26 protein-coding genes and 1 tRNA gene are annotated in these 23,176 nt (G+C 44.6%); 19 read left to right on the top strand and 8 right to left on the bottom strand.

Annotated features, from left to right (window positions below; translation table 11 throughout):
* Positions 1-405 precede the first annotated feature (405 nt).
* From L2W36_RS00245 to L2W36_RS00235, 3 genes are read left to right on the top strand one after another with little or no spacing between them, the layout of a single operon-like run.
* Positions 406-633: a FeoA family protein gene (locus L2W36_RS00245; protein ID WP_006074277.1), complete on the top strand. Its 228-nt coding sequence runs from the start codon at positions 406-408 to the stop codon at positions 631-633.
* On the top strand, positions 633-2,903 hold the full coding sequence (feoB, locus tag L2W36_RS00240) for a Fe(2+) transporter permease subunit FeoB (RefSeq protein ID WP_236109076.1): 2,271 nt from the start codon (positions 633-635) through the stop codon (positions 2,901-2,903). Before L2W36_RS00245 ends, feoB begins: the two co-directional genes overlap by 1 nt.
* Entirely contained in the window at positions 2,900-3,130 is a 231-nt protein-coding gene (locus tag L2W36_RS00235) for a FeoC-like transcriptional regulator (RefSeq protein WP_236109075.1), read from the top strand. The genes feoB and L2W36_RS00235 overlap by 4 nt, the downstream gene beginning before the upstream one ends.
* 50 nt (positions 3,131-3,180) lie before the next feature.
* Here the strand turns inward: L2W36_RS00235 and L2W36_RS00230 are convergent, their stop codons facing one another.
* From L2W36_RS00230 to argS, 3 genes are all read right to left on the bottom strand, one after another.
* Positions 3,181-3,684: a YqhA family protein gene (locus L2W36_RS00230; RefSeq protein WP_006074280.1), complete on the bottom strand. Its 504-nt coding sequence runs from the start codon at positions 3,682-3,684 to the stop codon at positions 3,181-3,183.
* Between the two features lie 169 nt (positions 3,685-3,853).
* Positions 3,854-4,282 (bottom strand): HIT family protein, encoded by a 429-nt coding sequence (locus tag L2W36_RS00225; protein WP_038225377.1) that lies wholly within the window; start codon positions 4,280-4,282, stop codon positions 3,854-3,856.
* 110 nt (positions 4,283-4,392) lie between these two features.
* A complete protein-coding gene (gene argS / locus L2W36_RS00220; RefSeq protein WP_006074282.1) occupies positions 4,393-6,126 on the bottom strand; it encodes an arginine--tRNA ligase in 1,734 nt (577 codons plus the stop codon).
* A 42-nt stretch (positions 6,127-6,168) separates the two neighbouring features.
* On the opposite strand from argS, the gene L2W36_RS27265 reads away from it, so the two are divergent.
* The 3 genes from L2W36_RS27265 to L2W36_RS00210 all read left to right on the top strand — a co-directional run bounded on the left by L2W36_RS27265 (position 6,169) and on the right by L2W36_RS00210 (position 7,879).
* Positions 6,169-6,300 (top strand): hypothetical protein, encoded by a 132-nt coding sequence (locus tag L2W36_RS27265; protein ID WP_268980605.1) that lies wholly within the window; start codon positions 6,169-6,171, stop codon positions 6,298-6,300.
* 3 nt (positions 6,301-6,303) lie between these two features.
* Complete coding sequence (locus tag L2W36_RS00215; protein ID WP_236109074.1) at positions 6,304-6,906, top strand: VOC family protein; 603 nt, start codon at positions 6,304-6,306, stop codon at positions 6,904-6,906.
* 163 nt (positions 6,907-7,069) lie between these two features.
* Positions 7,070-7,879 carry a hypothetical protein gene (locus tag L2W36_RS00210; protein WP_096441733.1) on the top strand — a complete coding sequence of 270 codons (810 nt, stop codon included), beginning with the start codon at positions 7,070-7,072 and terminating at the stop codon, positions 7,877-7,879.
* A 107-nt stretch (positions 7,880-7,986) separates the two neighbouring features.
* Here L2W36_RS00210 and purU read toward each other — a convergent pair whose 3' ends face one another.
* Entirely contained in the window at positions 7,987-8,820 is an 834-nt protein-coding gene (gene purU, locus L2W36_RS00205) for a formyltetrahydrofolate deformylase (protein ID WP_006074285.1), read from the bottom strand.
* 270 nt (positions 8,821-9,090) lie between these two features.
* On the opposite strand from purU, the gene L2W36_RS00200 reads away from it, so the two are divergent.
* The 8 genes from L2W36_RS00200 to rnd all read left to right on the top strand — a co-directional run bounded on the left by L2W36_RS00200 (position 9,091) and on the right by rnd (position 16,972).
* Positions 9,091-9,288, top strand: a complete 198-nt coding sequence (locus L2W36_RS00200) for a hypothetical protein (protein ID WP_236109073.1) — start codon at positions 9,091-9,093, stop codon at positions 9,286-9,288.
* A gap of 146 nt (positions 9,289-9,434) precedes the next feature.
* Positions 9,435-11,393: an ATP-dependent DNA helicase gene (locus L2W36_RS00195; protein WP_031494253.1), complete on the top strand. Its 1,959-nt coding sequence runs from the start codon at positions 9,435-9,437 to the stop codon at positions 11,391-11,393.
* Complete coding sequence (gene tsaB, locus L2W36_RS00190) at positions 11,394-12,095, top strand: tRNA (adenosine(37)-N6)-threonylcarbamoyltransferase complex dimerization subunit type 1 TsaB (RefSeq protein ID WP_096441731.1); 702 nt, start codon at positions 11,394-11,396, stop codon at positions 12,093-12,095.
* 45 nt (positions 12,096-12,140) lie between these two features.
* Positions 12,141-12,458, top strand: coding sequence for a hypothetical protein (locus tag L2W36_RS00185; RefSeq protein ID WP_062463120.1), 318 nt, complete (start codon positions 12,141-12,143; stop codon positions 12,456-12,458).
* 34 nt (positions 12,459-12,492) lie between these two features.
* Positions 12,493-13,041 carry a Slp family lipoprotein gene (locus L2W36_RS00180; RefSeq protein ID WP_006074290.1) on the top strand — a complete coding sequence of 183 codons (549 nt, stop codon included), beginning with the start codon at positions 12,493-12,495 and terminating at the stop codon, positions 13,039-13,041.
* A 2-nt stretch (positions 13,042-13,043) separates the two neighbouring features.
* The gene (locus tag L2W36_RS00175; protein WP_236109072.1) at positions 13,044-13,910 is read left to right on the top strand and encodes an alpha/beta fold hydrolase; all 867 of its coding nucleotides are present in this window, start codon (positions 13,044-13,046) and stop codon (positions 13,908-13,910) included.
* A gap of 168 nt (positions 13,911-14,078) precedes the next feature.
* Positions 14,079-15,779, top strand: a complete 1,701-nt coding sequence (fadD, locus tag L2W36_RS00170; RefSeq protein WP_006074292.1) for a long-chain-fatty-acid--CoA ligase FadD — start codon at positions 14,079-14,081, stop codon at positions 15,777-15,779.
* Between the two features lie 74 nt (positions 15,780-15,853).
* Positions 15,854-16,972 carry a ribonuclease D gene (gene rnd, locus L2W36_RS00165; RefSeq protein WP_031494239.1) on the top strand — a complete coding sequence of 373 codons (1,119 nt, stop codon included), beginning with the start codon at positions 15,854-15,856 and terminating at the stop codon, positions 16,970-16,972.
* Positions 16,973-17,017: 45 nt separating this feature from the next.
* Here rnd and minE read toward each other — a convergent pair whose 3' ends face one another.
* From minE to minC, 3 genes are read right to left on the bottom strand one after another with little or no spacing between them, the layout of a single operon-like run.
* Entirely contained in the window at positions 17,018-17,281 is a 264-nt protein-coding gene (gene minE / locus L2W36_RS00160) for a cell division topological specificity factor MinE (protein ID WP_031494240.1), read from the bottom strand.
* 3 nt (positions 17,282-17,284) lie between these two features.
* Entirely contained in the window at positions 17,285-18,097 is an 813-nt protein-coding gene (gene minD, locus L2W36_RS00155; protein ID WP_062463132.1) for a septum site-determining protein MinD, read from the bottom strand.
* Between the two features lie 21 nt (positions 18,098-18,118).
* On the bottom strand, positions 18,119-18,781 hold the full coding sequence (gene minC / locus L2W36_RS00150) for a septum site-determining protein MinC (protein ID WP_031494241.1): 663 nt from the start codon (positions 18,779-18,781) through the stop codon (positions 18,119-18,121).
* A gap of 180 nt (positions 18,782-18,961) precedes the next feature.
* Between minC and L2W36_RS00145 the strand changes: the two genes are divergently transcribed.
* Both L2W36_RS00145 and L2W36_RS00140 read left to right on the top strand, forming a co-directional pair.
* Positions 18,962-19,237: a YcgL domain-containing protein gene (locus tag L2W36_RS00145; RefSeq protein ID WP_006075752.1), complete on the top strand. Its 276-nt coding sequence runs from the start codon at positions 18,962-18,964 to the stop codon at positions 19,235-19,237.
* Between the two features lie 24 nt (positions 19,238-19,261).
* Positions 19,262-20,239: a lytic murein transglycosylase gene (locus L2W36_RS00140; protein WP_031494242.1), complete on the top strand. Its 978-nt coding sequence runs from the start codon at positions 19,262-19,264 to the stop codon at positions 20,237-20,239.
* A 55-nt stretch (positions 20,240-20,294) separates the two neighbouring features.
* Here L2W36_RS00140 and folD read toward each other — a convergent pair whose 3' ends face one another.
* Complete coding sequence (gene folD / locus L2W36_RS00135; protein ID WP_038225364.1) at positions 20,295-21,158, bottom strand: bifunctional methylenetetrahydrofolate dehydrogenase/methenyltetrahydrofolate cyclohydrolase FolD; 864 nt, start codon at positions 21,156-21,158, stop codon at positions 20,295-20,297.
* A gap of 205 nt (positions 21,159-21,363) precedes the next feature.
* Here folD and L2W36_RS00130 point away from each other — a divergent pair.
* The 3 genes from L2W36_RS00130 (at position 21,364) to L2W36_RS00120 (ending at position 23,149) form a co-directional block, all read left to right on the top strand.
* A tRNA-Arg gene (locus L2W36_RS00130) sits at positions 21,364-21,440 on the top strand.
* Between the two features lie 103 nt (positions 21,441-21,543).
* On the top strand, positions 21,544-22,737 hold the full coding sequence (locus tag L2W36_RS00125) for a DEAD/DEAH box helicase (RefSeq protein ID WP_006075679.1): 1,194 nt from the start codon (positions 21,544-21,546) through the stop codon (positions 22,735-22,737).
* A gap of 88 nt (positions 22,738-22,825) precedes the next feature.
* Entirely contained in the window at positions 22,826-23,149 is a 324-nt protein-coding gene (locus L2W36_RS00120; RefSeq protein WP_236109071.1) for a hypothetical protein, read from the top strand.
* Positions 23,150-23,176: the final 27 nt, after the last annotated feature.

Below are 23,176 nucleotides of genomic sequence, written 5' to 3'. Positions count from 1 at the left end.
CCTTCGCTTGCTGCCGGAGTGATGCGGTTACCCACATCACCTCTGGAATTTCGATTAACAGGAGCAGGTTTGCTCTGTTGGGATTTACTATAAGCAGTTCCACTTATTTTCCTTATAAAAAAAACGGCAACTTATTATGAGTATTACGCCATTGTTTTGTATTTATTGTAAGGTGTTGATATTTAGTGATTTTATTTTTATTTATCTTTTTGCTAGTCATCTTCTCGTCATGAAAGTTGGGTTTATTTTCAGAAATTGACGTAATTGACGGAAACATTTTGACAAATATTGCAGTTGCGTTGGCGCTAAAATTGATTTAGCGCAATGCGAAACCTTAGTTTTTAAATATAAAATTATTGTTAATGTTAATATTTCTCATTACCAATCATAGTTTGGGTGGATTTAATGAAACTTGCTGATTTGAATATCGGAAGCAGTGGAAAAATCACTGCACTGACAGGACTATCGAATGATGTCCGTAAAAAACTGATGGTAATGGGATTATTACCTAATACCGAAGTTAAAGTTATTCGTCGAGCTCCAATGGGTGACCCTCTGCAAATTGAGGTTCGTGGCGTCTCTTTGGCTGTTCGCAATAACATAGCGCAAGCGATAGAAGTGGAGTCAGTGTAATGAACTACACCATTCTGACAGTCGGTAACCCAAACAGCGGTAAAACGACCTTATTCAATGGACTTACAGGTGCTAAGCAACAAGTTGGTAACTGGGCTGGTGTCACGGTAGAAAAGAAAACTGGTCAATATCATCACGCGGGTGATGACTTTCAACTTACAGACTTGCCGGGGATCTACGCGTTAGATAGTGGCAATGATGGTAACAGTATTGATGAATCGATAGCTTCTCGCGCTGTCCTGACTCATCCTGCTGATCTTATCATTAACGTTGTTGATGCTACCAGTTTAGAGCGCAGCTTGTATATGACGCTCCAGCTACGTGAGCTGGGTCGCCCTATGGTAGTTGTACTTAACAAGATGGATGCGTTGAAGCGTGAACGAGTAAAATTAGATATTGCCGGGCTTGAGAAAGCGCTTGGCTGTCCGGTGATGACATTATCTGCGACGGATAAAGACCAAGTAAGAAACCTAAAAGAACGTCTACACAAAACCGTTGTTCAAGGTCTTACTCTTGACGCGCTTGCCATTAATTATGGTGCAGAGATGGAGCAGGCTATTGCGAAAGTGGAACCTGTTTTTGCTGGAGAAACGGTTAATTCGCGAGCACTAGCGATTCGTGCATTAGAAAAAGATGTGATGGTGTTGAACTCATTGACATCAGAGCAGCGTGACGACATTGAACTGGCTGGCAAGCAAACTCAACTTGATATCGATCTACAGGTTGCTGATACCAAATACACATTCCTGCATGAACAATGTAAGAAACTTCGCCGTAGTGAAGGTAAGCTAAGCCGCAGCTTCACTGAAAAAGTAGACGCACTTATTCTGAACAAATGGGTGGGTGTGCCATTCTTCTTTGTGGTGATGTACCTAATGTTTATGTTCTCCATTAACATTGGTAGCGCATTTATCGACTTCTTTGACATTGGTGTCGGTGCGTTGCTGGTTGATGGTGGACACTATCTACTGGATGGACACTTACCTGTTTGGCTTGTAACGCTTATTGCTGACGGTGTCGGTGGTGGTATTCAAACGGTAGCTACCTTTATCCCAGTGATTGCAGCTCTGTACCTTTTCTTGGCCGTTCTTGAGAGCTCTGGTTACATGTCTCGTGCCGCGTTCGTGCTAGATAAAGTCATGCAAAAAATCGGTCTACCGGGCAAAGCATTCGTCCCACTGGTTTTAGGTTTTGGCTGTAACGTGCCTTCCATTATGGCAACACGTACCCTAGATCAAGAGCGTGAGCGCAAACTCGCCGCATCCATGGCACCATTTATGTCGTGTGGTGCCCGCCTTCCTGTGTATGCCTTGTTTGCAGCGGCTTTCTTCCCGGAAAGCGGTCAAAATGTGGTATTCGCTTTGTACATCCTTGGTATTGTCGCGGCAGTGTTTACAGGTTTAGTACTTAAGCACACCATCTACCCAGGCTCGAGTGATAGCTTAGTTATGGAAATGCCAGACTATGAGCTGCCAACCTTCCAAAACGTCATGATCAAAACATGGCAGAAACTGAAGCGCTTTGTATTGGGTGCAGGTAAAACTATCGTAGTAGTTGTGACTATCTTGAGCTTTCTAAATTCTGTTGGTACAGACGGCTCATTCGGTAATGAAGATAGCGAAAACTCAGTACTGTCGAAAGCAGCTCAAGTGGTTACTCCAATCTTTGCACCTATGGGTGTACAGCAAGATAACTGGCCAGCAACGGTGGGTATTATCACTGGTATTTTTGCGAAGGAAGCGGTCGTTGGTACACTCAATAGCCTTTACACTTCGAGTGAAGGTGAAGAAAGTGAATATGATTTGATGGGCAGCCTACAAGAAGCGGTTGAATCTATTCCGGCGAATCTAGCTGGTCTTAGCTACTCAGATCCTCTAGGTGTCGATGTTGGTGACCTTACTGATTCCTCTGCCGTAGCTGAAGAGCAGGCCGTAGATACATCAATTTTTGGTAACCTAAAAGGCTACTTTGTCACTGGCAATGCAGCGTTTGCTTACTTGATCTTTATCTTGCTTTACACACCATGTGTTGCAGCAATGGGTGCTTACGTTAAAGAGTTCGGTCAAAAATACGCACGCTTTATTGCGGTATGGACAATGGGTCTAGCCTACGGAAGTGCAACGCTGTACTACCAGGTTACTCATTTCACGGCTCATCCTATGACCAGTGCTGCTTGGATCGCTGCCATTCTGTTAGTGTGTGTACTGGTGTTCAAGCTACTGCAAAGCGAAGGCCGAAAACAGAGTGCACTAGAGGCGCAAACTGCATGATTCTTACAGAGTTAAAATCATTCATTGAAATGCATCCTGGCGCGAGTCGTCATGAGATTGCTAAGAAGTTCTCGCTCAGTGAAGATGGTGTTGATGCGATGTTGTCCGTATGGATTCGTAAGGGCACAGTATCACGCATGCTTGATACCAATAAATCCGATCAAGTGACGCGTGTGCGTTATGCCATGAATCGTAACGATGGTTTATCGATTACCGTTACTATGTAAAACGTGATTGAGTCATTATATAAATAGCCGCCCAATTAGGGCGGCTTTTTTTATTTATGTTGATTGAGACCTAATAACTTGAGGCCACCACTTAGCAAAACAATTGCACTTGGCAAGACCAGCATTTCCCACTGAAGTTGGTTAAAGTTGATCAACACCAGTTCAAGAAACTTGACGAAGAGGATGATGATAATGACCTCGGCCAGTTTGTTTTTTAAGTGACCGATGTTTGGTGTTTTAATCCAGCTCAGAGTTGAATCTGTCTCTTCGGAGGTTTTATTCTTGATAAATAAGGTGTACACCCCATGTGAAAAAATAAACAGCACTAAAGCGACTAAGAAGGTATCCAAAGATTTAATAAGGTAGCTGATGGCTATATCTGCGCGGTCTAGGTGCAGTAATTCGGAAGGTGGCTCGGCGTTCAACAAGAACACACCAAACGCATTGTAAGTCTTTGTGGCACCAATTAGGAACAATAAGACAGAGCCAGCCATAGAGCCAATGATGGCAATCCAGCTGACATAACGGAATTGAACTAATAATCTTTTGGTCATGACTTGCTCCTATATTTCAATGGGGCAAGTTTATAGAGAAATTGGATTCGTGATAATAATAGGATTTTTTTAAAGATTATTACGAATACGTAATAGTACCCAAGATCTTTATTCGAGCGGAGATCTTGGGTAGGTAGGCCAATGGTCACTCGCTGTTAAAAGGGCGACATTAACCGCGTGTAAACAAGCTGCTTAAGGAAAGGACATTACCGATGCGTGTCATGATGTCCGCTTGTTCTTCATCGCTGCGTTGCTCGCCTTTGGTATTGCCCCATACAGGACCTGGCCACGCGATGTCGTCTTTGAATCGAGCAATATGATGGATATGCAGTTGCGGCACCATATTTCCTAATGCGCCAAGGTTGAGCTTGTCAGGTCGAAAAGTCGCTTCGAGTGCTTGAGCGACGGCTTGAGACTCTAGCAAAAATTGCTGCTGTTCCTTCATTGGTAAGTGATGAAGTTCTTTTAAGTTTTCACGCTTCGGAACCAAGATTACCCAAGGAACTGCACTGTCCTTGCTCAGGAGGGCAACGCAAAGTGGAAAGTGACCGATGACAGTAGTGTCTTTGGCGAGTTGAGGGTGCAGTTCAAAGCTCATGGTGTTAATTCCGTTGTCATAATGAGGGACTTAGTATACGTCAGATAAAACAAAAGGTTGACGCTTTCACGTCAACCTTTGTGTATTCATTACCATTTACGGAGTGGTAATTACATGCGTTCTAGCGTTTCGATACCAAGCAGTTCTAGACCTTGCTGGATAGTCTTCGCTGTTAATGCCGCGAGTTTTAGGCGGCTTTGCTTAACGCTTTCATCTTCAGCAATTAGAATTGGACATGCTTCGTAGAAGCTAGAGAATTGACCTGCAAGCTCAAATAAGTAGCTACACATAATGTGAGGCTGACCTTCACGAGCAACAGATTGTACGGCTTCCTCGAATTGCAGTAGTTTAGCAACTAACGCTTTCTCTTTCTCATCAGTGATCTTAATGTCACCAGAAAGCTCGTCCATTGATACGCCAGCTTTTGCAAAGATAGACGCTACACGAGTGTAAGCGTACTGCATGTAAGGAGCAGTGTTACCTTCAAACGCTAGCATGTTGTCCCAATCAAACACGTAGTCTGTAGTACGGTGCTTAGAAAGGTCTGCATACTTAACCGCTGCCATTGCTACCGTGTTAGCGATATTTGCTTTCTCTTCAGCATCTAGCTCTGGGTTTTTCGACTCGATTAACGCTGTAGCGCGCTCTACTGCTTCGTCTAGAAGATCAGCAAGGCGAACCGTACCGCCTGCGCGAGTCTTGAACGGACGCCCATCTTTACCTAGCATCATACCAAATGCATGGTGCTCAAGGCTGGTTGATTCTGGTACATAACCTGCTTTGCGAACGATAGTCCAAGCTTGCTGTAGGTGTTGGTGCTGACGTGAATCGATGAAGTAAAGAACGCGGTCTGCACCAAGCTTCTCGTAGCGATATTTCGCACAAGCGATGTCAGTTGTGGTGTATAGGAAGCCGCCATCACGTTTTTGGATGATAACACCCATTGGCTCGCCATCTTTATTCTTGTATTCGTCAAGGAATACCACTTGTGCGCCGTCATCTTCAACTGCTAGACCTTTTTCTTTCAGGTCTTGCACAATGCCAGGTAGCATGTCGTTATACATACTCTCACCCATCACATCGTCACGCGTTAACGATACATTTAGGCGATCGTAGTTGCGTTGGTTCTGGATCATAGTAACGTCAACAAGCTTCTTCCACATTTCAGCGCAGAACTCATCGCCACCTTGCAGTTTCACTACGTAGCCACGTGCGCGCTCTGCAAATTCAGCATCTTCGTCATACAGCTTTTTAGATTCGCGGTAGAAAGCTTCAAGGTCAGAGAGTTCCATTGAAACTTCACCAGACTCTTGTTGAACGCGCTCTAGGTTAGCGATAAGCATACCGAACTGAGTACCCCAGTCACCGATGTGGTTAGCACGGATAACGTTATGACCCAAAAACTCTAGAGTACGAACAACCGCATCACCGATGATGGTTGAACGAAGATGACCAACGTGCATTTCTTTTGCTACGTTTGGTGCAGAGTAGTCAGCAACGATGGTTTGTTGCTCTTGAGAAGCCACACCTAGGCGTGCATCCGTCAGTGCTTCGTCAGCTTGCTTTGCAAGAAATTCTTCGCTTAGGAAGATGTTAATAAAGCCAGGACCAGCAATTTCAGTTTTGCTTGCAATTCCATCTAGGTCCAAAACGTCCAGAACTTTCTGTGCGAATTCTCGTGGATTTGTACCCAATTTCTTAGCAACGCCCATTACGCCATTTGCTTGGTAGTCACCAAACTGTGGTTTCGCAGATTGGCGAACAGCAGCAGGACTGCCTGCAGGTGCGCCAGCGGCTTCTAGAGCCTGAGATACTTTGTCGTTGATCAGTGCTTGGATATTCACACGCGTTTCCTTCAATTCTTGGAATTGGATTTCATGTTGTTCATGAAACTGTGGCAATTTGGCGCACATAATAGCAACTTTAACGCCAGTGACCTAGAGGGGAAGTTTGTATTTTTTCTGATTCTGGCCGAATCCTGCTACTATCTGGCGTTTGAAGTACAAAGTGAGCGCTAAAAAATGGAACAAACCCTGCTACAAAAAGGTCTAGTACCTTCTCAAATGTTGAGTGAAACTGATGCCTTTCTCGATAAAGTTCAGGCATTATGCAGCAAGTTATCTATAGATTTAGCAGATTACCAAGCCGATCATATTGCTTTGCGAATCAATGATTCGGACGTGGCGAAAGCGGCTCATACCGCGTGGCTAGAATATGGCAAGGTCATTTCTGAGGCGAACATAAACGGTCGTCCAATTATCGTTTTGCAATTTGACCAAGGAATAACAAGTCGTGGTTGGTCGATTGAATGTCTGGAATTGCCTTATCCAGCAATAGGGAAGACACACCCTATTGAACACTGGGAGCACGTTGAGTTCGTTGTGCCTTCAAAGGCAACAACAGCGGACGAATATTTAGCTGATTTATGTATCATTTTTCCAGCGTTGGCTCATCGTATGGAGCAGTTGGATGCTCTTAACATTAAAATGAAGCTATCCAGTCCAAAAGGCGAAGGAGAGCGCTTAGCTAACCCGACGGTGGCATTTAAGCACGATAACATCTGCGTCAAACTTCATCCGCATAGCCTAAAAAACATTGTTGCTTCTGAGCAAGCCGATATCTAGAGTAAAATGGTGTGAGTTATAGTTATTCGGGTAATGACATTAAGTGAAATATCATTACCTGAATAAGGGCTAACTTCACAAAGCCTCGACAGGCTCTTACCGATCAATTTATCGTCAACGACTAAACTTGTAGCTGTAAACCTAGTCTGTAAGGAAACGGCAAGTGATAACAGCTACGATAAATAAATGGGGAGTAGTGCTGCTCCTATCAAGCACCTCTTTTCTAACCTCCGCCGCTGGTTTTGATATTGATAATCCCACCTGTGAAACCAGCACGAGTCGACAAGTCTCTAACGGTCGCCTCGATCTCAATCTACATTTTTGCAATCAACTAGTTCTTGATGATGGTAAAAAAGCACCATGGAGCAAATCTTACATAGCTCCTTATGAGCGCGCGGCTAAGCGATGGCTTGAAGTGCTTACCGCCGTCGATGGCGCTGACAAACATACACTAGACATTAACTTCTATGTGGTACCGCTCGAAGATGCCAATGGCATGGCGGGGCCTGAAGATGAAATTGATATCAGTTGGCGTCTGATTCCTACAAAAGGGTCGGTCTTTATCGGCAGCCATACCTATGAGCCTGGATTTGATCAAGTTGAATTCAACGCCAATATTCTGCACGAAATGGGTCATGTGTTCGGGGTGGGGGCGTATTCTACCGACTATACGCGTCATGACGGACAACTGGGTAAAGTGTTTTTAGTCAAAGATAGCCAAGCGGTGAAACGGTTTAATCGACAATATCAGGTAAACTATCGCGAACTGCCAATAAGTGACGATGGTGGCCATTTATATGACTCAAAGTGGAGTGAAGACAAAAAGCGCTACGATAAAAATGGCGTTCCAGTACCAGACATGAGTCAAGAGTTGATGGCAAATGGTACTTTGATTGGACCAGTGACATTAGGTCTATTAGATGACTTGGGCTATCAGGTGGACTATTCGAAAGGGGATCGTTACTCAAATTAACGCTAGTACCTGAATAAACCGAGTCTGCGTCTATCTGATTAGAGTTAGCGAAAGTCACTCGCTACCATTGCTCATGGTGATTCAACCATGGTAGCGAGTTATAAAGGCTACAGAATGACGGTCTTATTGCCGTAAACAAACACATGGTCATTAATGACCTTGTTTAACGCTTTGGAAAGTACGTTTTTCTCAACATCTCGTCCAGCTTGAGCCATGTCTGCGGCACTAAAGTTGTGATCCACAGGGATAACGTCTTGTTTGATGATTGGGCCTTCATCCAGATCATTGGTGACGAAATGGGCTGTCGCGCCGATAATCTTCACGCCGCGATCATACGCTTGCTGGTATGGTTTAGCGCCGATAAATGCAGGCAAGAAACTGTGGTGAATGTTGATGATTTTATGATGATATTGTTCCACGAACGTTGGCGTTAGAACGCGCATATATTTTGCCAGCACCAAATAATCGGCCTCATATTGGTCGATCACTTCCAACATTTTCGTTTCATGCTCCTCTCGGCTTAGTCCGTCATGAGAAACGCAGTGGTATGGGATATCAAACTTCTCGGTTAGTCCTTGAAGTATATCGTAATTACCGATGACTGCGGCGATCTCTACATCTAGACTACCATCAAAGTTTTTCATCAGGATATCACCTAGGCAGTGCGCTTCTTTGGTGACCAGAATAACGATGCGCTTACGTGATGAATCGACTAACTTACGTTTTGTGCCTTGTGGGAGTGCTTGGTCTAAATCCGCTAAAAAGGTTTCATCGTTGAAGTAACCTTCCAACTCAGTGCGCATAAAGAAGTGACCACTGGTGTTATCTACAAATTCATTGTTGTGAATAATGTTCAGCTGGTGCTTGTAACAAATGTTGGTGATTTTTGAAATGAGACCAGGCGCATCGTTGCAATGCGTCAATAACGTTTTCTTTTCCATGATTTACTGCTTCCGTGAAATTTAAACTTTGACCTCTTCGTTATTCTGAAACTCGATATTTATGGTCCGGAAGGAGCACAACATATTGATGTGAATCTAAATTTACGAATTTGAGGATTTAAAATGGTGCGTTTGTTGAGGTAGTACGCAATCTAATCAACATTATTAATCTATTCTGGGCAAGGTTTCAACAAAAGAAGTCCGCCACGACGGCATTCCGGCTTGTCTCGATTTGTTGGAGCATCCTCAATTTGGCTTTAGGAGAGTGTTATGGATAAAGAACTACTCGCGCGCAAACTCTACGACCAAAGAGTCTCAGAATTGGTTGGAGATTCGGCCATTGAGCAGCATGAGCTTGATGAGCTTTGGAACAGTAAAGTCTCGCCTTCACAAGCAGCAGAACAATTAAAGCAATCGGACAATGTCATCGCCCCAGGATGGCTTACACGTTACCTGAATAAGCACTAGCCACTTTAAATTCTTCCCTGGTTTAAGCGCTCTTATTCTCTGTTCTACGAGCAAGAGCGCTCAATTCAATTTTCAACTGCCAAGCGATTAGGTATACACTAGGCCGATTAATATTAGGTAGCGGCAATCAGTGGTTTCAACAATAAATGGTTTCACGAACAATTAAAAAGGCGTTCGCCTCTGATGGCGCATTGGGAAGGGTTATCCCCGGTTTTCAGCCCAGACAACCACAACTTGATATGGCCGATGCCGTTGAACAAGCTATTCATAATGAAGACCAGCTTGTGGTGGAAGCGGGTACGGGTACTGGCAAAACCTTTGCTTATTTAGTCCCTGCGCTGTTAAGCGGTAAGAAAACCATTATCAGTACCGGATCGAAAAACTTACAAGAACAGCTTTTCCATCGTGATTTACCCTTGATGGTTGAAGCGTTAGGTTTTCATGGGCAAGTTTCGTTGTTAAAAGGTCGTTCCAACTATTTGTGTTTAGATAGATTGAGCCGCCAAATGGTGGAAAGTCACACCACAGAAACGCAAACGGATTTGTTGTCACAGTTGGTCAAAGTGCGATCTTGGTCCTCAGAAACCAAGTCTGGAGACTTGGGTGAATGTGATGCGATTGCTGAAGATAGCCCAATTATACCCACCATTACGTCTACCAATGACAACTGCTTAGGCAAAGAGTGTCCAAGCTACCAAGATTGCTTTGTATTGAAGGCTCGTAAGCGAGCGTTGGACTCTGATGTCGTGGTGGTAAACCACCACTTATTTATGGCGGATCTTGCTATCAAGGAGACTGGCTTTGGGGAGCTGATTCCAGAAGCGGAAGTGTTTATCTTTGATGAAGCACACCAAATACCAGATATTGCCAGTCAGTATTTCGGGCAATCTATTTCAAGCCGTCAGATCCAAGATCTCGCGAAAGATATTGAGATCGGTTATCGCACTGAAGCCAGAGACATGCGTCAATTGCAAAAAGCAGGTGATAGACTCTCCCAATCAGCGATGGATATGCGTATTGTGCTAGGCGATACAGGTTTTAGGGGAAACTGGCGCGATGCTGTTGCCTCACCAAGTATCAAACGCGAATTAGACCGACTGCTGGATGCCATCAACTTGGTGATTGATGTACTTAAACTCGCTTTAGGTCGAAGTCAGCTATTAGATACCGCATTTGAGCGGGCTAATCTTATTAAAGGTCGTATTGAACGAGTGTGCGATGTCACTATTACCGGTTACTCCTATTGGTACGATACGTCGCCTCGTCATTTTAGTCTGCATATCACCCCGTTAACCGTTGCCGATAAGTTCCATGAGCAAGTGGAGATGAAGGGCGGTGCATGGATTTTTACCTCTGCAACTTTAGCGGTTTCCGATGACTTTGGTCACTTTACCTCTCGATTAGGTCTGATTCCGAAGCAGCAGTTTTCTCTACCAAGTCCGTTTGATTATCCCACTCAGGCTAGATTGTGTGTACCACGTTATTTGCCTGAACCAAATAGCCAAGGATTAGCTCAAAAGCTAGTGAACATGTTGTCTCCGGTCATTGAAGAAAACCAAGGGCGCTGCTTTTTCCTATGCACCTCACACAGCATGATGCGCGAGCTGGGTGAAAAGTTTCGTGAAAGCTTGTCACTGCCCGTATTACTTCAAGGTGAAACCAGCAAACAAAAAACGCTCGCAGAGTTTATGGAACTTGGTAACGCTTTGCTGGTGGCGACAGGGGCATTTTGGGAAGGAATAGATGTTAGAGGTGATACGCTGAGCTGTGTTATCATCGACAAATTACCGTTTACAGCCCCTGATGATCCACTGCTCAAAGCACGGATCGAAGATTGTAAATTACAAGGTGGTGACCCGTTCCAACAGGTACAACTGCCTGATGCCGTAATTACGTTAAAACAAGGTGTGGGCCGATTGATTCGAGATCAGAAAGATCGTGGCGCATTGATTATTTGCGACAATCGATTGGTGACCAGAGAGTATGGTGCGACGTTCTTAGCCAGCTTGCCGCCTATTCCTCGAACACGCGACCTTGGAACGATAAGACAGTTTCTAGCACTCGACACAGAGTCGGATGCTAAAGAAGAAAAAATTGAGAAATAAATGACTTATAAAATTCTAGCTATCGATACTGCAACAGAGAACTGCTCAGTGGCTCTGTTGGTTGGTGATACGATTCATACTCGCAGTGAACTTGCTCCTCGCGATCATACGAAGAAAGTACTTCCTATGGTCGACGAGCTGCTAAAAGAGGCGGGATTGACACTTGCAGAACTGGATGCCTTGGCGTTTGCACGTGGTCCGGGCAGTTTTACGGGTGTGCGTATTTGTATCGGGATTGCTCAAGGGCTAGGGTTTGGTGCCGACTTACCAATGATTGGAATTTCAACACTTAAAGCAATGGCGCAAGGCTCATATCGTATGAATGGTGCTACTCGTGTGGCTAGTGCTATCGATGCACGCATGAACGAGGTGTATTGGGGGCGTTTCGAACAGCTAGACAATGGCGATTGGCAAGACGTTGACCAAGAACAAGTGATCCCACCGAGCATCTTAGTGGAGAATCTGTCTGCTGATGGCATGCAGTGGACGCAAGCTGGAACGGGTTGGGAAGCTTACGCGGACACAATGAACACATTGGCTATCGATACCATCGCTTCTGAAGTCAAATATCCGCAGGCGCAAGATATCGCATTTCTTGCTACATTCGAACTAGAGCGCGGTAATACTGTGCCAGCGGAAGAGGCAAGTCCAGTTTATCTTCGCGATACGGTAGCTTGGAAAAAGCTGCCAGGCCGCGAATAACGGGAGAAAGCTAGCGTGCGAATAACGCGCTAGCTTAATTAACTCATGGTCTCGATTAACGGCCTTCCTTCTCTTACCAACCAGCGCAAGACACAAAAAGCCAAAACGAATAAGGCTGTGTCGAAAGCGTCGACGCCCTCAAGTACTAACGCAACTAATCAAACCACACAAGTCACTAAAGTGGCTCAAGCTGTTGCTCATTCGGTAAAACATTTATCAGACGCTGACGTAGCGCGTGCCCAAGTCCAATATGATTTACCGGAAGGACGCTCCAAAAAAGCATTAGAAGCCTATATGAATGTGATGAATCGAGCCAAACGAGAGGAACTTGAGCAGTTACTTGGTGTCGATATTTTTATATGATAATAAGAGTATTTTTCATTTAAGGATAAGAAGTATGAATTTGGTGACGAAAATCGTTAGCCTGATTGGTTTGAGTATAATGTTGTCGGCGTGTGGGAGCTTACCGGAGCAACTTGCCACAACGAATGAAAACGTTGTTTCCCAATATCAACAGGTGGTTGATGCTAAGGATGGAACTGAAGTTCGCCTTGGTGGTGTGATTGATACGGTTAAAAACTTGCCAAGTCAAACTCGCATTGAGATCGTCAATCTTCCGATCGATAAGTATGGTAAGCCTGACTTAGACCAAGAACCCAATGGCCGTTTTATTGCTTATGTTGATGGATTTGTCGATCCTGTAACGTACTCACGTGGTCGCTTAATTACCGTTGGTGGTCACAAAGGTGGTGTGGAGCGTGGCAAAGTAGGTGAGTTCGAAGCGGACTTTCCTGTTATCAAAGTATATGGGCAGTATCTTTGGCGAGTAGAAGAGCGCTTGATCATAAATCGTAACCCAAGTTCTTTTCATTCCTGCTGGGGTTATTACTGTGACGACTTCTACTACGGACCAACACAGGGAAGAGTTATCAAAGAGGTGAAGTAGCATTGCTTGTAAAAATAGAAGAAAAATCAGTCAAGATAGATGACAGGTACGTGGCCTATCTTGAATTGAACCCCAAACTAACGGCCGCTAAGACGGTCGTTTTTATTCATGGTTGGATGGATAATGCCGCCAGTTTCCACTCTTTAATCGAGCAGGCTGCTGCACATCAGGTACCTTGGCGAGTTATTGCGATTGATTTGCCAGGGCATGGTCATTCAACACATAAGTCTGCGCACCATTTTTACAACTTTCACGACTACATCGATGATCTTCACCGCATTTTGCTCAAACTTGAAGCAGTTGATGTATATCTAGTGGGACATTCACTTGGTGCATTAATCGCGAGTTGCTATAGTGCGGCCTTTCCTGAAAAAGTCGCAGGATTAGTTCAAATCGAAGCGCATGTCCCTCTATCTGAATCCCCAGAGCAGAGCGCAGAGCGACTAAGAAACGGCATTGAAAGTCGTGAGCATTGGCGAGAAAAATTACCACGTGCCATTCCATCCAAACAAGATGCGATCAAAATGAGGATGCGAGCAACAAAGTTGCGGGAAGAAACAGTCCTCCCGATTGTTGAACGTGACCTGCAATTGATCGATGGTCAGTGGTTTTGGCGTCATGACAGTAAGCTTAAATGTGAGTCGGTCTATCGTATGACGCAAGAGCACGCAGAGGCCATTATGTCTGCGATTACTGTTCCTCATTTGGTGATTTTAGGGCAGCGTGGTTATCACTATTTACAGAACCCTCAAATCTTATCTCTTCTTGTCGATGCTCAGATAGAAAAGGTCGAAGGCGATCACCATTGCCATTTAGAGTCGCCAAAAAAGGTATTTGAGCTAATACTTGGACTAGTTAACAAAAATTAAACAAGTGTTTGAGTCTTTCGTGCGCAAACTGGTCTGCTGTGTTGTAATAGCAGGAATAATAAAACATTCATAGAGATTCTAAGTGTTAACAAGTTTTTAAACTCTACACTGATTTAACTGCCAGTCTATGAATACGAAAGAGTGACCTTACACGCAAGGAGTATAATTGTGGATAAACCTTGGCTTTCGCGATACCCAAGTGATGTGCCGGAACAGATTAATCCGGACCAGTATCCTTCTTTAGTAGAAATGTTTGAACAGTCAGTACATAAATTCGCTGACCAACCAGCCTTCGTTAATATGGGGTCGGTGATGACATTTCGTAAGTTGGAAGAGCGCAGTCGCGCTTTTGCAGCTTACTTACAAAATGAGTTAAAGCTGAAAAAGGGTGATCGTGTCGCGATCATGATGCCTAACTTGCTGCAATATCCGGTTGCCTTGTTTGGTGTCTTACGTGCTGGCTTGATAGCCGTAAACGTTAACCCACTGTATACACCGCGTGAGCTAGAGCACCAGTTAAACGACGCTGATGCTAAAGCTATAGTTATCGTCTCCAACTTTGCTAGCACGCTTGAGCAAGTGGTCGAGAACACGCCAATCAAGCACGTGGTACTAACCAGCCTTGGCCAAATGTTGCCAAGAGCAAAAGGGACGGTAGTCGACTTTGTCGTGAAATACGTCAAAGGTATGGTACCTAAGTATGATTTGCCAGGTGCAATTTCATTCCGAAAAGCGCTGCATAAAGGCCGCCGCTTGCAATACGTGAAGCCGTTTATGACGGGCGATGACATTGCGTTCTTACAGTACACCGGTGGTACGACTGGCGTAGCAAAAGGCGCGATTTTGACTCATCGCAATATGATTGCCAATGTGATGCAAGCTAAGGGCATGTATGCGCCGGTCTTGAATGAAGGTCGCGAGCTGGTGGTGACAGCGCTGCCGCTGTATCACGTTTTTGCGTTGACGGTTAACTGTTTACTGTTCATTGAAATGGGCGGTCAAAACCTGTTGATCACCAACCCACGTGATATTCCAGGGTTTGTTAAAGAGCTCCAAAAGTATCCGTTTACCGCTATTACTGGTGTTAACACGCTATTTAATGCCCTGATCAATAACGAAGACTTCCATGAGTTGGATTTCCGTGGTTTAAGGTTGTCTGTTGGTGGTGGTATGGCCGTTCAGCGCGCTGTTGCAGAGCAATGGAAAAAGACCACTGGTTGTTTGCTACTTGAAGGTTATGGCCTAACTGAGTGTTCTCCTCTTGTTGCTGCTTATCCGCACGATTTAGAGCAATACAACGGCTCGATTGGTCTGCCAGTGCCATCAACGGAAGTGCGCATTGTTGATGAAGATGGTAACCCCGTGACGGATGACTCGAAAGGTGAGTTGCAAGTTCGTGGCCCACAAGTGATGCAAGGTTACTGGCAGCGTGCAGAAGCAACGAAAGAAGTTATCAACCAAGAGGGTTGGTTATCGACTGGAGATATCGTTCAGTTCGATGAAGACGGCTTCTTGCATATCGTTGACCGTAAGAAAGACATGATTTTGGTCTCTGGCTTTAACGTTTATCCAAACGAGATCGAAGATGTGATTGCATTGAATGATAAGGTGCTTGAAGTGGCGGCAATCGGTGAGGCCAACGAAGCATCCGGTGAGATTGTGAAAGTGTTTGTAGTTAAGAAAGACTCTTCATTAACTAAAGAAGAGATCATTGAACACTGTCGTAAGCACTTAACAGGCTATAAGATTCCTAAGCGCGTGGAGTTTAGAGAGGACTTGCCAAAGACCAATGTGGGTAAGATTTTGCGCCGTGTACTTCGTGAAGAGAACGACGCCAAGTTGACCAAAACCTCAGAAAAAACGGTTTAACGTTAACCTTTAATTACAATCAATGCTAGAATGCCAGCCCTCAAAGCTGGCATTGTTTTTTTAAGAGAGACTGAGTGGAATATCAAATAGTAACCGAGTTGGCCGAACTAGAGTCGGTATGTAACAAGGCTCGTGAATCCGATGTAGTCATGTTGGATACCGAGTTTGTACGTATCCGTACCTTCTACCCTAAACTGGGTCTCATCCAGCTATACGATGGTGAGCAGCTGTCACTTATCGATCCGTTGACTATTAGTGATTTCACCCCTTTTATTGAACTGCTTCAAGATGCCTCGGTACTCAAAGTCCTCCATGCCTGCGGAGAAGATTTGGAAGTGTTCGTCAACAGTTTCGGATGCATGCCATTCCCAATGGTCGATACGCAAATCATGGCAGCCTTCTTAGGTCACGGACTATCGACGGGGTTTGCTGCATTGGTTGACGAATACCTTGGTGTAGAGCTCGATAAGAGTGAATCCCGAGCTGATTGGGTTGCGCGTCCACTGACAGATAAGCAACTGGATTATGCAGCGGCTGATGTTTATTACCTATGGCCTCTGTATTTCAAACTGTTTGCTCAAGTGGAAGCAAAGGATTGGTGGGATGCCGCACAGCAAGAATCTGACTTGTTAATGCAAAAACGTGGTAAAACGCCAAATCCAGACAGTGCTTATCTCGACATTAAAGGTGCCTGGCAATTGAAGCGCAAGCAATTGGCCATTCTCAAACCTTTAGCCACGTGGCGAATGAATGAAGCACTCAAGCGTGACCTTGCACTAAACTTCGTCATCAAAGAGCAAGAGCTGTGGAGCATTGCGCGCTTTGCGCTTAAGAAGCCTAAGCAGATGGAAGAAGAGGGCGTGGATCCACGTGCTATTCGTCGTCATGGTGAGCGCATTGCTGCTATTGTCAAACGCGCCCAACAAACGCCAGAAGAAGAGTACCCAGATAAAATCGAGCGCCTAATGGATTTTCCGGGTTACAAACAGGTCTTTAAGAAACTCAAAGATGAAGTGAAAAAAGCGGCGCAGCATAGTGGCTTAGCGACTGAGTTTTTAGCATCTAAAAAGCAACTTAATCAGTACCTTTCATGGATATGGAAGTACGACCGAGATCCGGCAAGGTTGCCAGATGTGATGCAAGGGTGGCGACTGGAGTTGTTCGGTCAAAACTTAGATAAAGTTATGGATTAAAAAAATGGCTCGCAGTTGCGGGCCATTTTTCTATTTGTTATTCACTTACTTTTCATCTTCTGGTAGCTGAACGTTTAGTTCTAGCACCGAGATGTCATCGTCTTTGTGCTCAAACGACAAGTCCACCATGGATGGATCAACTTCAACGTATTTGGCGATAACTTTAAGAATGTCTTCTTTCAATTGCGGCAGATACGATGGCGAAGGTGAACCTTCACTGCGACGCTCTGCTACGATAATTTGCAGGCGCTCTTTCGCTAAGTTCGCGGAGCTCTTTTTTTGCGGGCGGAAAAACTCGAGTAATGACATGAATTAACCCCCGAATAGACGTTTGAAGATACCTTTCTTCTGCTCCGTTAAGAAGCGGAAATCAACTTGTTCACCAAGTAGGCGATTTACTGTATCTGCGTAAGCAAGACCTGCATCTGATTCATCGTCAAAAATGACAGGGACGCCTTTGTTCGAAGCATTAAGAACCGCTTGGCTTTCTGGAATCACTCCAAGTAGAGAGATGTGCAGAATCTCCTCCACATCTTCGACAGACAGCATTTCACCTTGTGTCACACGAGCTGGGTTATAGCGTGTCAGTAGTAGATGTTGCTTAACTGGTTCTAAGCTCTCTTCTGCTCGACGTGATTTAGAGTCCAAGATACCAAGGATACGGTCAGAGTCACGTACTGAAGAAACTTCTGGGTTTGTGGTAACAATGGCTTCATCGGCAAAATACAGCGCCATTAATGCGCCTTGCTCGATACCTGCCGGTGAGTCACAGATAACAAAGTCAAAGCCCATTTCATCGAGGTCATCTAACACTCGACGAACGCCTTCTTTAGTCAGTGCGTCTTTATCGCGAGTTTGTGATGCAGGCAGGATGAACAGGTTGTCAGAACGCTTATCTTTGATGAGTGCTTGGTTTAGTGTCGCTTCACCGTTGATCACGTTAACAAAGTCGTAAACGACGCGACGTTCACAGCCCATGATCAAGTCTAGGTTACGCAAACCGATATCAAAGTCGATGACTGCGGTTTTCTTGCCTTTAAGGGCAAGGCCAGAAGCGATTGCTGCACTGGAAGTGGTTTTGCCAACGCCGCCTTTACCTGACGTTACAACAATAATGCGTGCCATTATCTGTTTTCCTTAAAATTATTATATCGTGAGGATTTCGAAATCGAGTTGGTCGTTGGTCATACCAAACATTACCTTTTTGCCCCAATATTCACGTTCAATTTGATCGCTGAGCCAGTAATTTCCTGCGATAGAAACCAGCTCAGCTTGTAAGTCGTTACATAGGATCTTAGCTTCACTGGAGCCACTAGCTCCGGCAATCGCGCGTCCTCTAAGCGTGCCATGGATATGGATGGTACCGTCAGCTATTACTTCAGCACCTGCACTCACATGATTTAACACCACAAGGTCTCTGTTTTTTGCATAGATTTGTTGACCGGAACGCACTGGGGTTCGGACTATCATAGTCGGTTCCATCTTCGCGGGTGCTTGAGAAGGGGCTTTACTTGCGGTCATCACAGCAAAGCCAGCTTCAATAGCGAGATTTTGAGTGCGTTTATCTTGGCAACCGGTGATACCTACTGGGATCATACCAAGTTCTTCTACGCCAAGTTTTAGGTCTAGGAAGTTGATATCGCCGTCAACTTTACTGATGTTTAGAACCACAGGAGCCGATGCAAAAAATGTCGGTGCTTGTGAGACTTTTTCTTGCAAAAAATGAACTGCTTTAGAAACATCGTTGTCAGAAAGATGCAACACCGATAAGGTGAAGCTACTGCCTTTCAGATCTGGGGATTGAGACATTGCTGATCAAATCCTTGTGCCAATGACATTGCTTTTTAAATAGGATAATCATGTTATATTTCAACACTACATACAGCAAGCTATCTTGCGCTCAAATGGATAATTAACTCTCAATTTTCCATAAACTAACCAAATACTTTCTTCCGGATGAGAAGATTGGCGACAAAAAGAGATATATCAATGCTTTGTTCTATCTATAAAAGCACGAAAAAGGAAGGGGCGTACCTATACATCGCCAAGAAGGATGACTTTTCACCAGTTCCAGATGCGCTGATGCAGATGTTTGGAAAACCAACTATGGTCATGGTGGTCAACCTTGCAAAACGTACACTGGCTCAAGTGGATGTAGAGAAAGTAAAAGCTTCTATTGAGAATGAGGGCTTTTTCTTACAGCTACCTCCACCACCAGAAAATCTATTAGAGAAATATAAAGAGCAAAAAGCTCAGCAAAAATAGCCTAGATGCTCAGGGGAGGGCACGGTGAAGAGATTATTGTCAGTTATGCTAGGAGCAAGCCTAGCCACGAGCGCATTTGCGCAAGAGAAAGGAACGTTTGAAGAGTACGTTGCTGGGCTTAAAGAAGAAGCTCGCCAACAAGGTATCTCTGAACAAATTCTGACAGAGGCATTTAAAGGTGTCGAGTATAAGCCGAGAGCTGTCACTGCTGACCGTAACCAACCTGAAAAGAAGCTAACGCTGGACGAATATATTCCAAGAGCGGTGCCTGATTGGAAAGTGAAGCAGGCCAAAGAATTGCACAACAAGTATTATGCTGAGCTAAAACGTATCGGTGATGAATACGGTGTTCAACCAAGGTTTATTGTCGCGCTTTGGGGCGTAGAAAGTAATTTCGGACGCTTTACTGGTAATTATCGTGTAATCGATGCCTTATCGACGTTAGCTTATGAAGGACGCCGTGAAGCCTTCTTCCGTAAAGAAGCACTAGCGGCATTAACGATTCTTCAACAAGGGCATATTGCTCCCGATGATATGAAAGGTTCATGGGCGGGTGCAATGGGTCAAAGCCAGTTCATGCCGAGTTCGTTTTTGAACTTTGCCGCTGACGGTAATGGCGACGGGAAAAAAGACATTTGGGATAGTGAAGCCGATGTGTTTGCCTCGACAGCGAATTACCTAGCGAAATCTGGTTGGGACGATAAATATACTTGGGGTCGTCAGGTCAAAGTACCACATGGTATTTCACCCGATTTACAAGGGCGTGAAGCTGAAAAAGGTAAGTATCTTAAGGAGTGGAGTAAGCTCGGTGTCACTCGTTACGATGGTCGACCACTGCCTCAGTTGGACGAAGATATCAAAGCATGGCTTATTATGCCCGATGACGAAAATGGCCGCGTGTACTTGGTATATAACAATTACAATGTCCTGATGAAGTGGAATCGCTCATATTACTTCGCCCTCGCTGTGAGTCATCTTGCAGATCGTATTGCTATGGATTAAATAAAAAGGACTGGCGTCTCTGACGTCAGTCCTTTTTTAGAAATCGAACAACCGATTATTTTTTTGCAGTGTGGAACTGTTCGCAGGCAATCATCGTATTTTCAATCAAGCTAGCAACCGTCATAGGGCCGACACCACCAGGGACAGGGGTAATGAAGCTAGCATTCTCTCTTGCCACATCATATTCTACGTCACCCACCAAGGTACCGTTCTCTAAGCGGTTGATACCTACATCGACTACAACAGCTCCTTTCTTGATCCAATTACCTGGGACAAAGTTTGGTTTACCCACGGCTACGACAACGATATCAGCTTGACGCACATGGCTTTCAAGATCTTTGGTGAAACGATGACACGTGGTGGTGGTGCACCCGGCAAGTAGCAATTCTAATGTCATTGGACGACCAACAATGTTAGACGCACCAACGATAACGGCGTGCTTGCCTCTTGTTGGTATATTGTAACGGTCTAGCAGCGTAATAATGCCTTTAGGCGTACATGAGCGTAGCTTGGGGATACGTTGCGCTAGACGGCCGACATTATATGGATGGAATCCATCAACATCTTTTTCTGGAGTAATACGTTCCAAAACGTGTGTAGTATCGATTCCAGCCGGTAGAGGCAACTGAACCAAAATGCCATCGACTTCTGGGTCTTCGTTTAACTCATCAACGAGAGCGAGTAGTTGAGCTTCACTGGCATTTGCTGGCAGGTCGAAGGATTTGGAAACAAAACCAACTTCCTCACAAGCACGGCGCTTACTACCCACATAAACCTGTGACGCAGGATCTTCACCGACTAAAACGACCGCCAGTCCCGGCGCTCTTAACCCTGCATCCGTTCTCGCTTTAACACGAGCAGCGACTTCAGAGCGTACGGTTTGAGAAATAAGTTTCCCGTCAATGTTTTGAGCAGACATAATTTTCCTTGAGAAAGTTAATTGGCTGTTATTTTTGTGTGCATTGTCCCAGAAAATTATTTCAAAAGCTACAACGCAAACGTTTGCACTGGTCTGTTTTTCAGCTTTTATCTATATGTTGACTTTTTTTTGGGCATTTAAACCAGTAACGCTAAGAAAGCCATTGATTTACCTCTCTCATCTCGTATAATCCTTTTCCTGTAGCGCGCCCTTAGCTCAGCTGGATAGAGCACGTCCCTTCTAAGGATGTGGTCGTAGGTTCGAATCCTACAGGGCGTGCCATTATTTAAGACCCCTGATAGCTCTTTGAGTTGTCAGGGGTTTTGCGTTTTATGGACGTATGTCTGCTACACTATCTGCAATTTCACCTTCAAGAGAGTTCACCATGTCCTTTTCTAAACTAGGGTTAAGCCAACCATTACTAGATGCTATCAAAGAGGTTGGTTATCAAAAACCAACAACTATCCAGACTAAGGCGATTCCTATTGTTTTGAAAGGCAGCAATCTTATCGCTGCGGCGCAAACTGGAACGGGTAAAACAGCGAGTTTTGTTTTGCCTATTTTAGAGAGACTTAGTGCGGGTCAAACTGAACGTAAAAAGCGTGCACGAGCGATCATCTTAACGCCAACTCGTGAACTGGCTCTTCAGGTGAACCAGAGCATTGAAGCTTATGCACAGTTTACGTCAATAAAATCTATGGCGATGTTTGGTGGCGTTGATTACGCACCGCAGAAGCAAGCTTTAATTGATGGTGTGGATATTGTTGTAGCAACTCCAGGTCGTTTGATAGACCTATACGGTCAGCGTGCAATTCACTTTGATGAAGTCGAGACTTTGGTGTTGGATGAAGCTGACAAAATGCTGGATATGGGCTTTATCGAAGCGATCAACAAGATTATTGCTCGTGTACCAGAAGATGCTCAAAGTTTGTTGTTTTCAGCGACATTGTCTAATCCTGTCCGCGATCTTGCTAAATCTGCGATAGACAACCCAGAAGAAATTGCTATCACTAAGCACAGTGCTTCTAAGAGCAATATTAAGCAGTGGATAGTCACTGTCGATAAAGACATGAAGTCCTCACTTTTAAGTCATCTATTGCAGCAGAATCAATGGAAGCAAGCGCTTATTTTTATTGAAACCAAGCATGGTGCAGCTAAGCTTGTCAGCCAATTAGAAAAACGTGGCATTGCTGCTGAAGCGTTCCATAGTGGTCGTAACCAAAAAGTTCGTCAGCAACTTATCGAGTCATTCAAAGCGGGTGAGATTCAATACTTGGTGGCAACTGGTGTAGCTGCACGCGGTATTGATATTGAAAACTTGCCAGTGGTGATTAACTACGACTTACCTTATCCAGCAGATGAATATGTTCACCGAATTGGACGTACTGGTCGTGCCGATGCTGCGGGTGAGGCGTTATCGTTGGTATCAAAAGATAACTTCAAAAACCTGTGTATGATAGAAAGCCGATTAGGCCATTTGCTTGAGCGAGTTGAAATTGAAGGCTTTGTACCAAGAAAACCGGTGCCGATTTCTATCCTCAATTATGTACCTAAGCATAAACGTGACGAACAGCGATAATCTCATTTAGAAATACCAATGAAATTAAAAGGACTCTTGCTCGCTATTTACTAGTTTACTTTTAACAAAACGTAGAGTGAGCTGAACCGTGAAAAGGATTTTATTGGTAATTTTGCTAACATTCTCTGCACCTTCGCTGTCGGAGGTGTTCGATGGTTTTCCAGATGCGTTAGTGTGTGAGGTCGGTAAGCCTTACCGTGCGGGTGCTATCGTTCTACTGGTGGGTTATCAAGACGAGCGTAAAACTGTTTTTTATCGAAGTTTAGACGGTACACACGTGGTGAAGCTTGATAAGAAAGGACTGGTTTCTGCAGTGGGGCGCTCAAGTCGAAATAGTTGTGTAGGTAAAACATTAAGTGCGCTAATAAGTAAAGGAATGGTCTACTCCTTTACGCCTTTTGAAACAAAATAGACACCTACTTGAGGTGTCTATTTTGTT

The sequence above is a fragment of the Vibrio sp. McD22-P3 genome, from assembly GCF_021568915.1.
Lineage (GTDB): Bacteria > Pseudomonadota > Gammaproteobacteria > Enterobacterales > Vibrionaceae > Vibrio > Vibrio mediterranei.
Note: the sequence above shows the minus strand (reverse complement) of the source record. Positions and strands in the feature narration are given on the sequence as shown.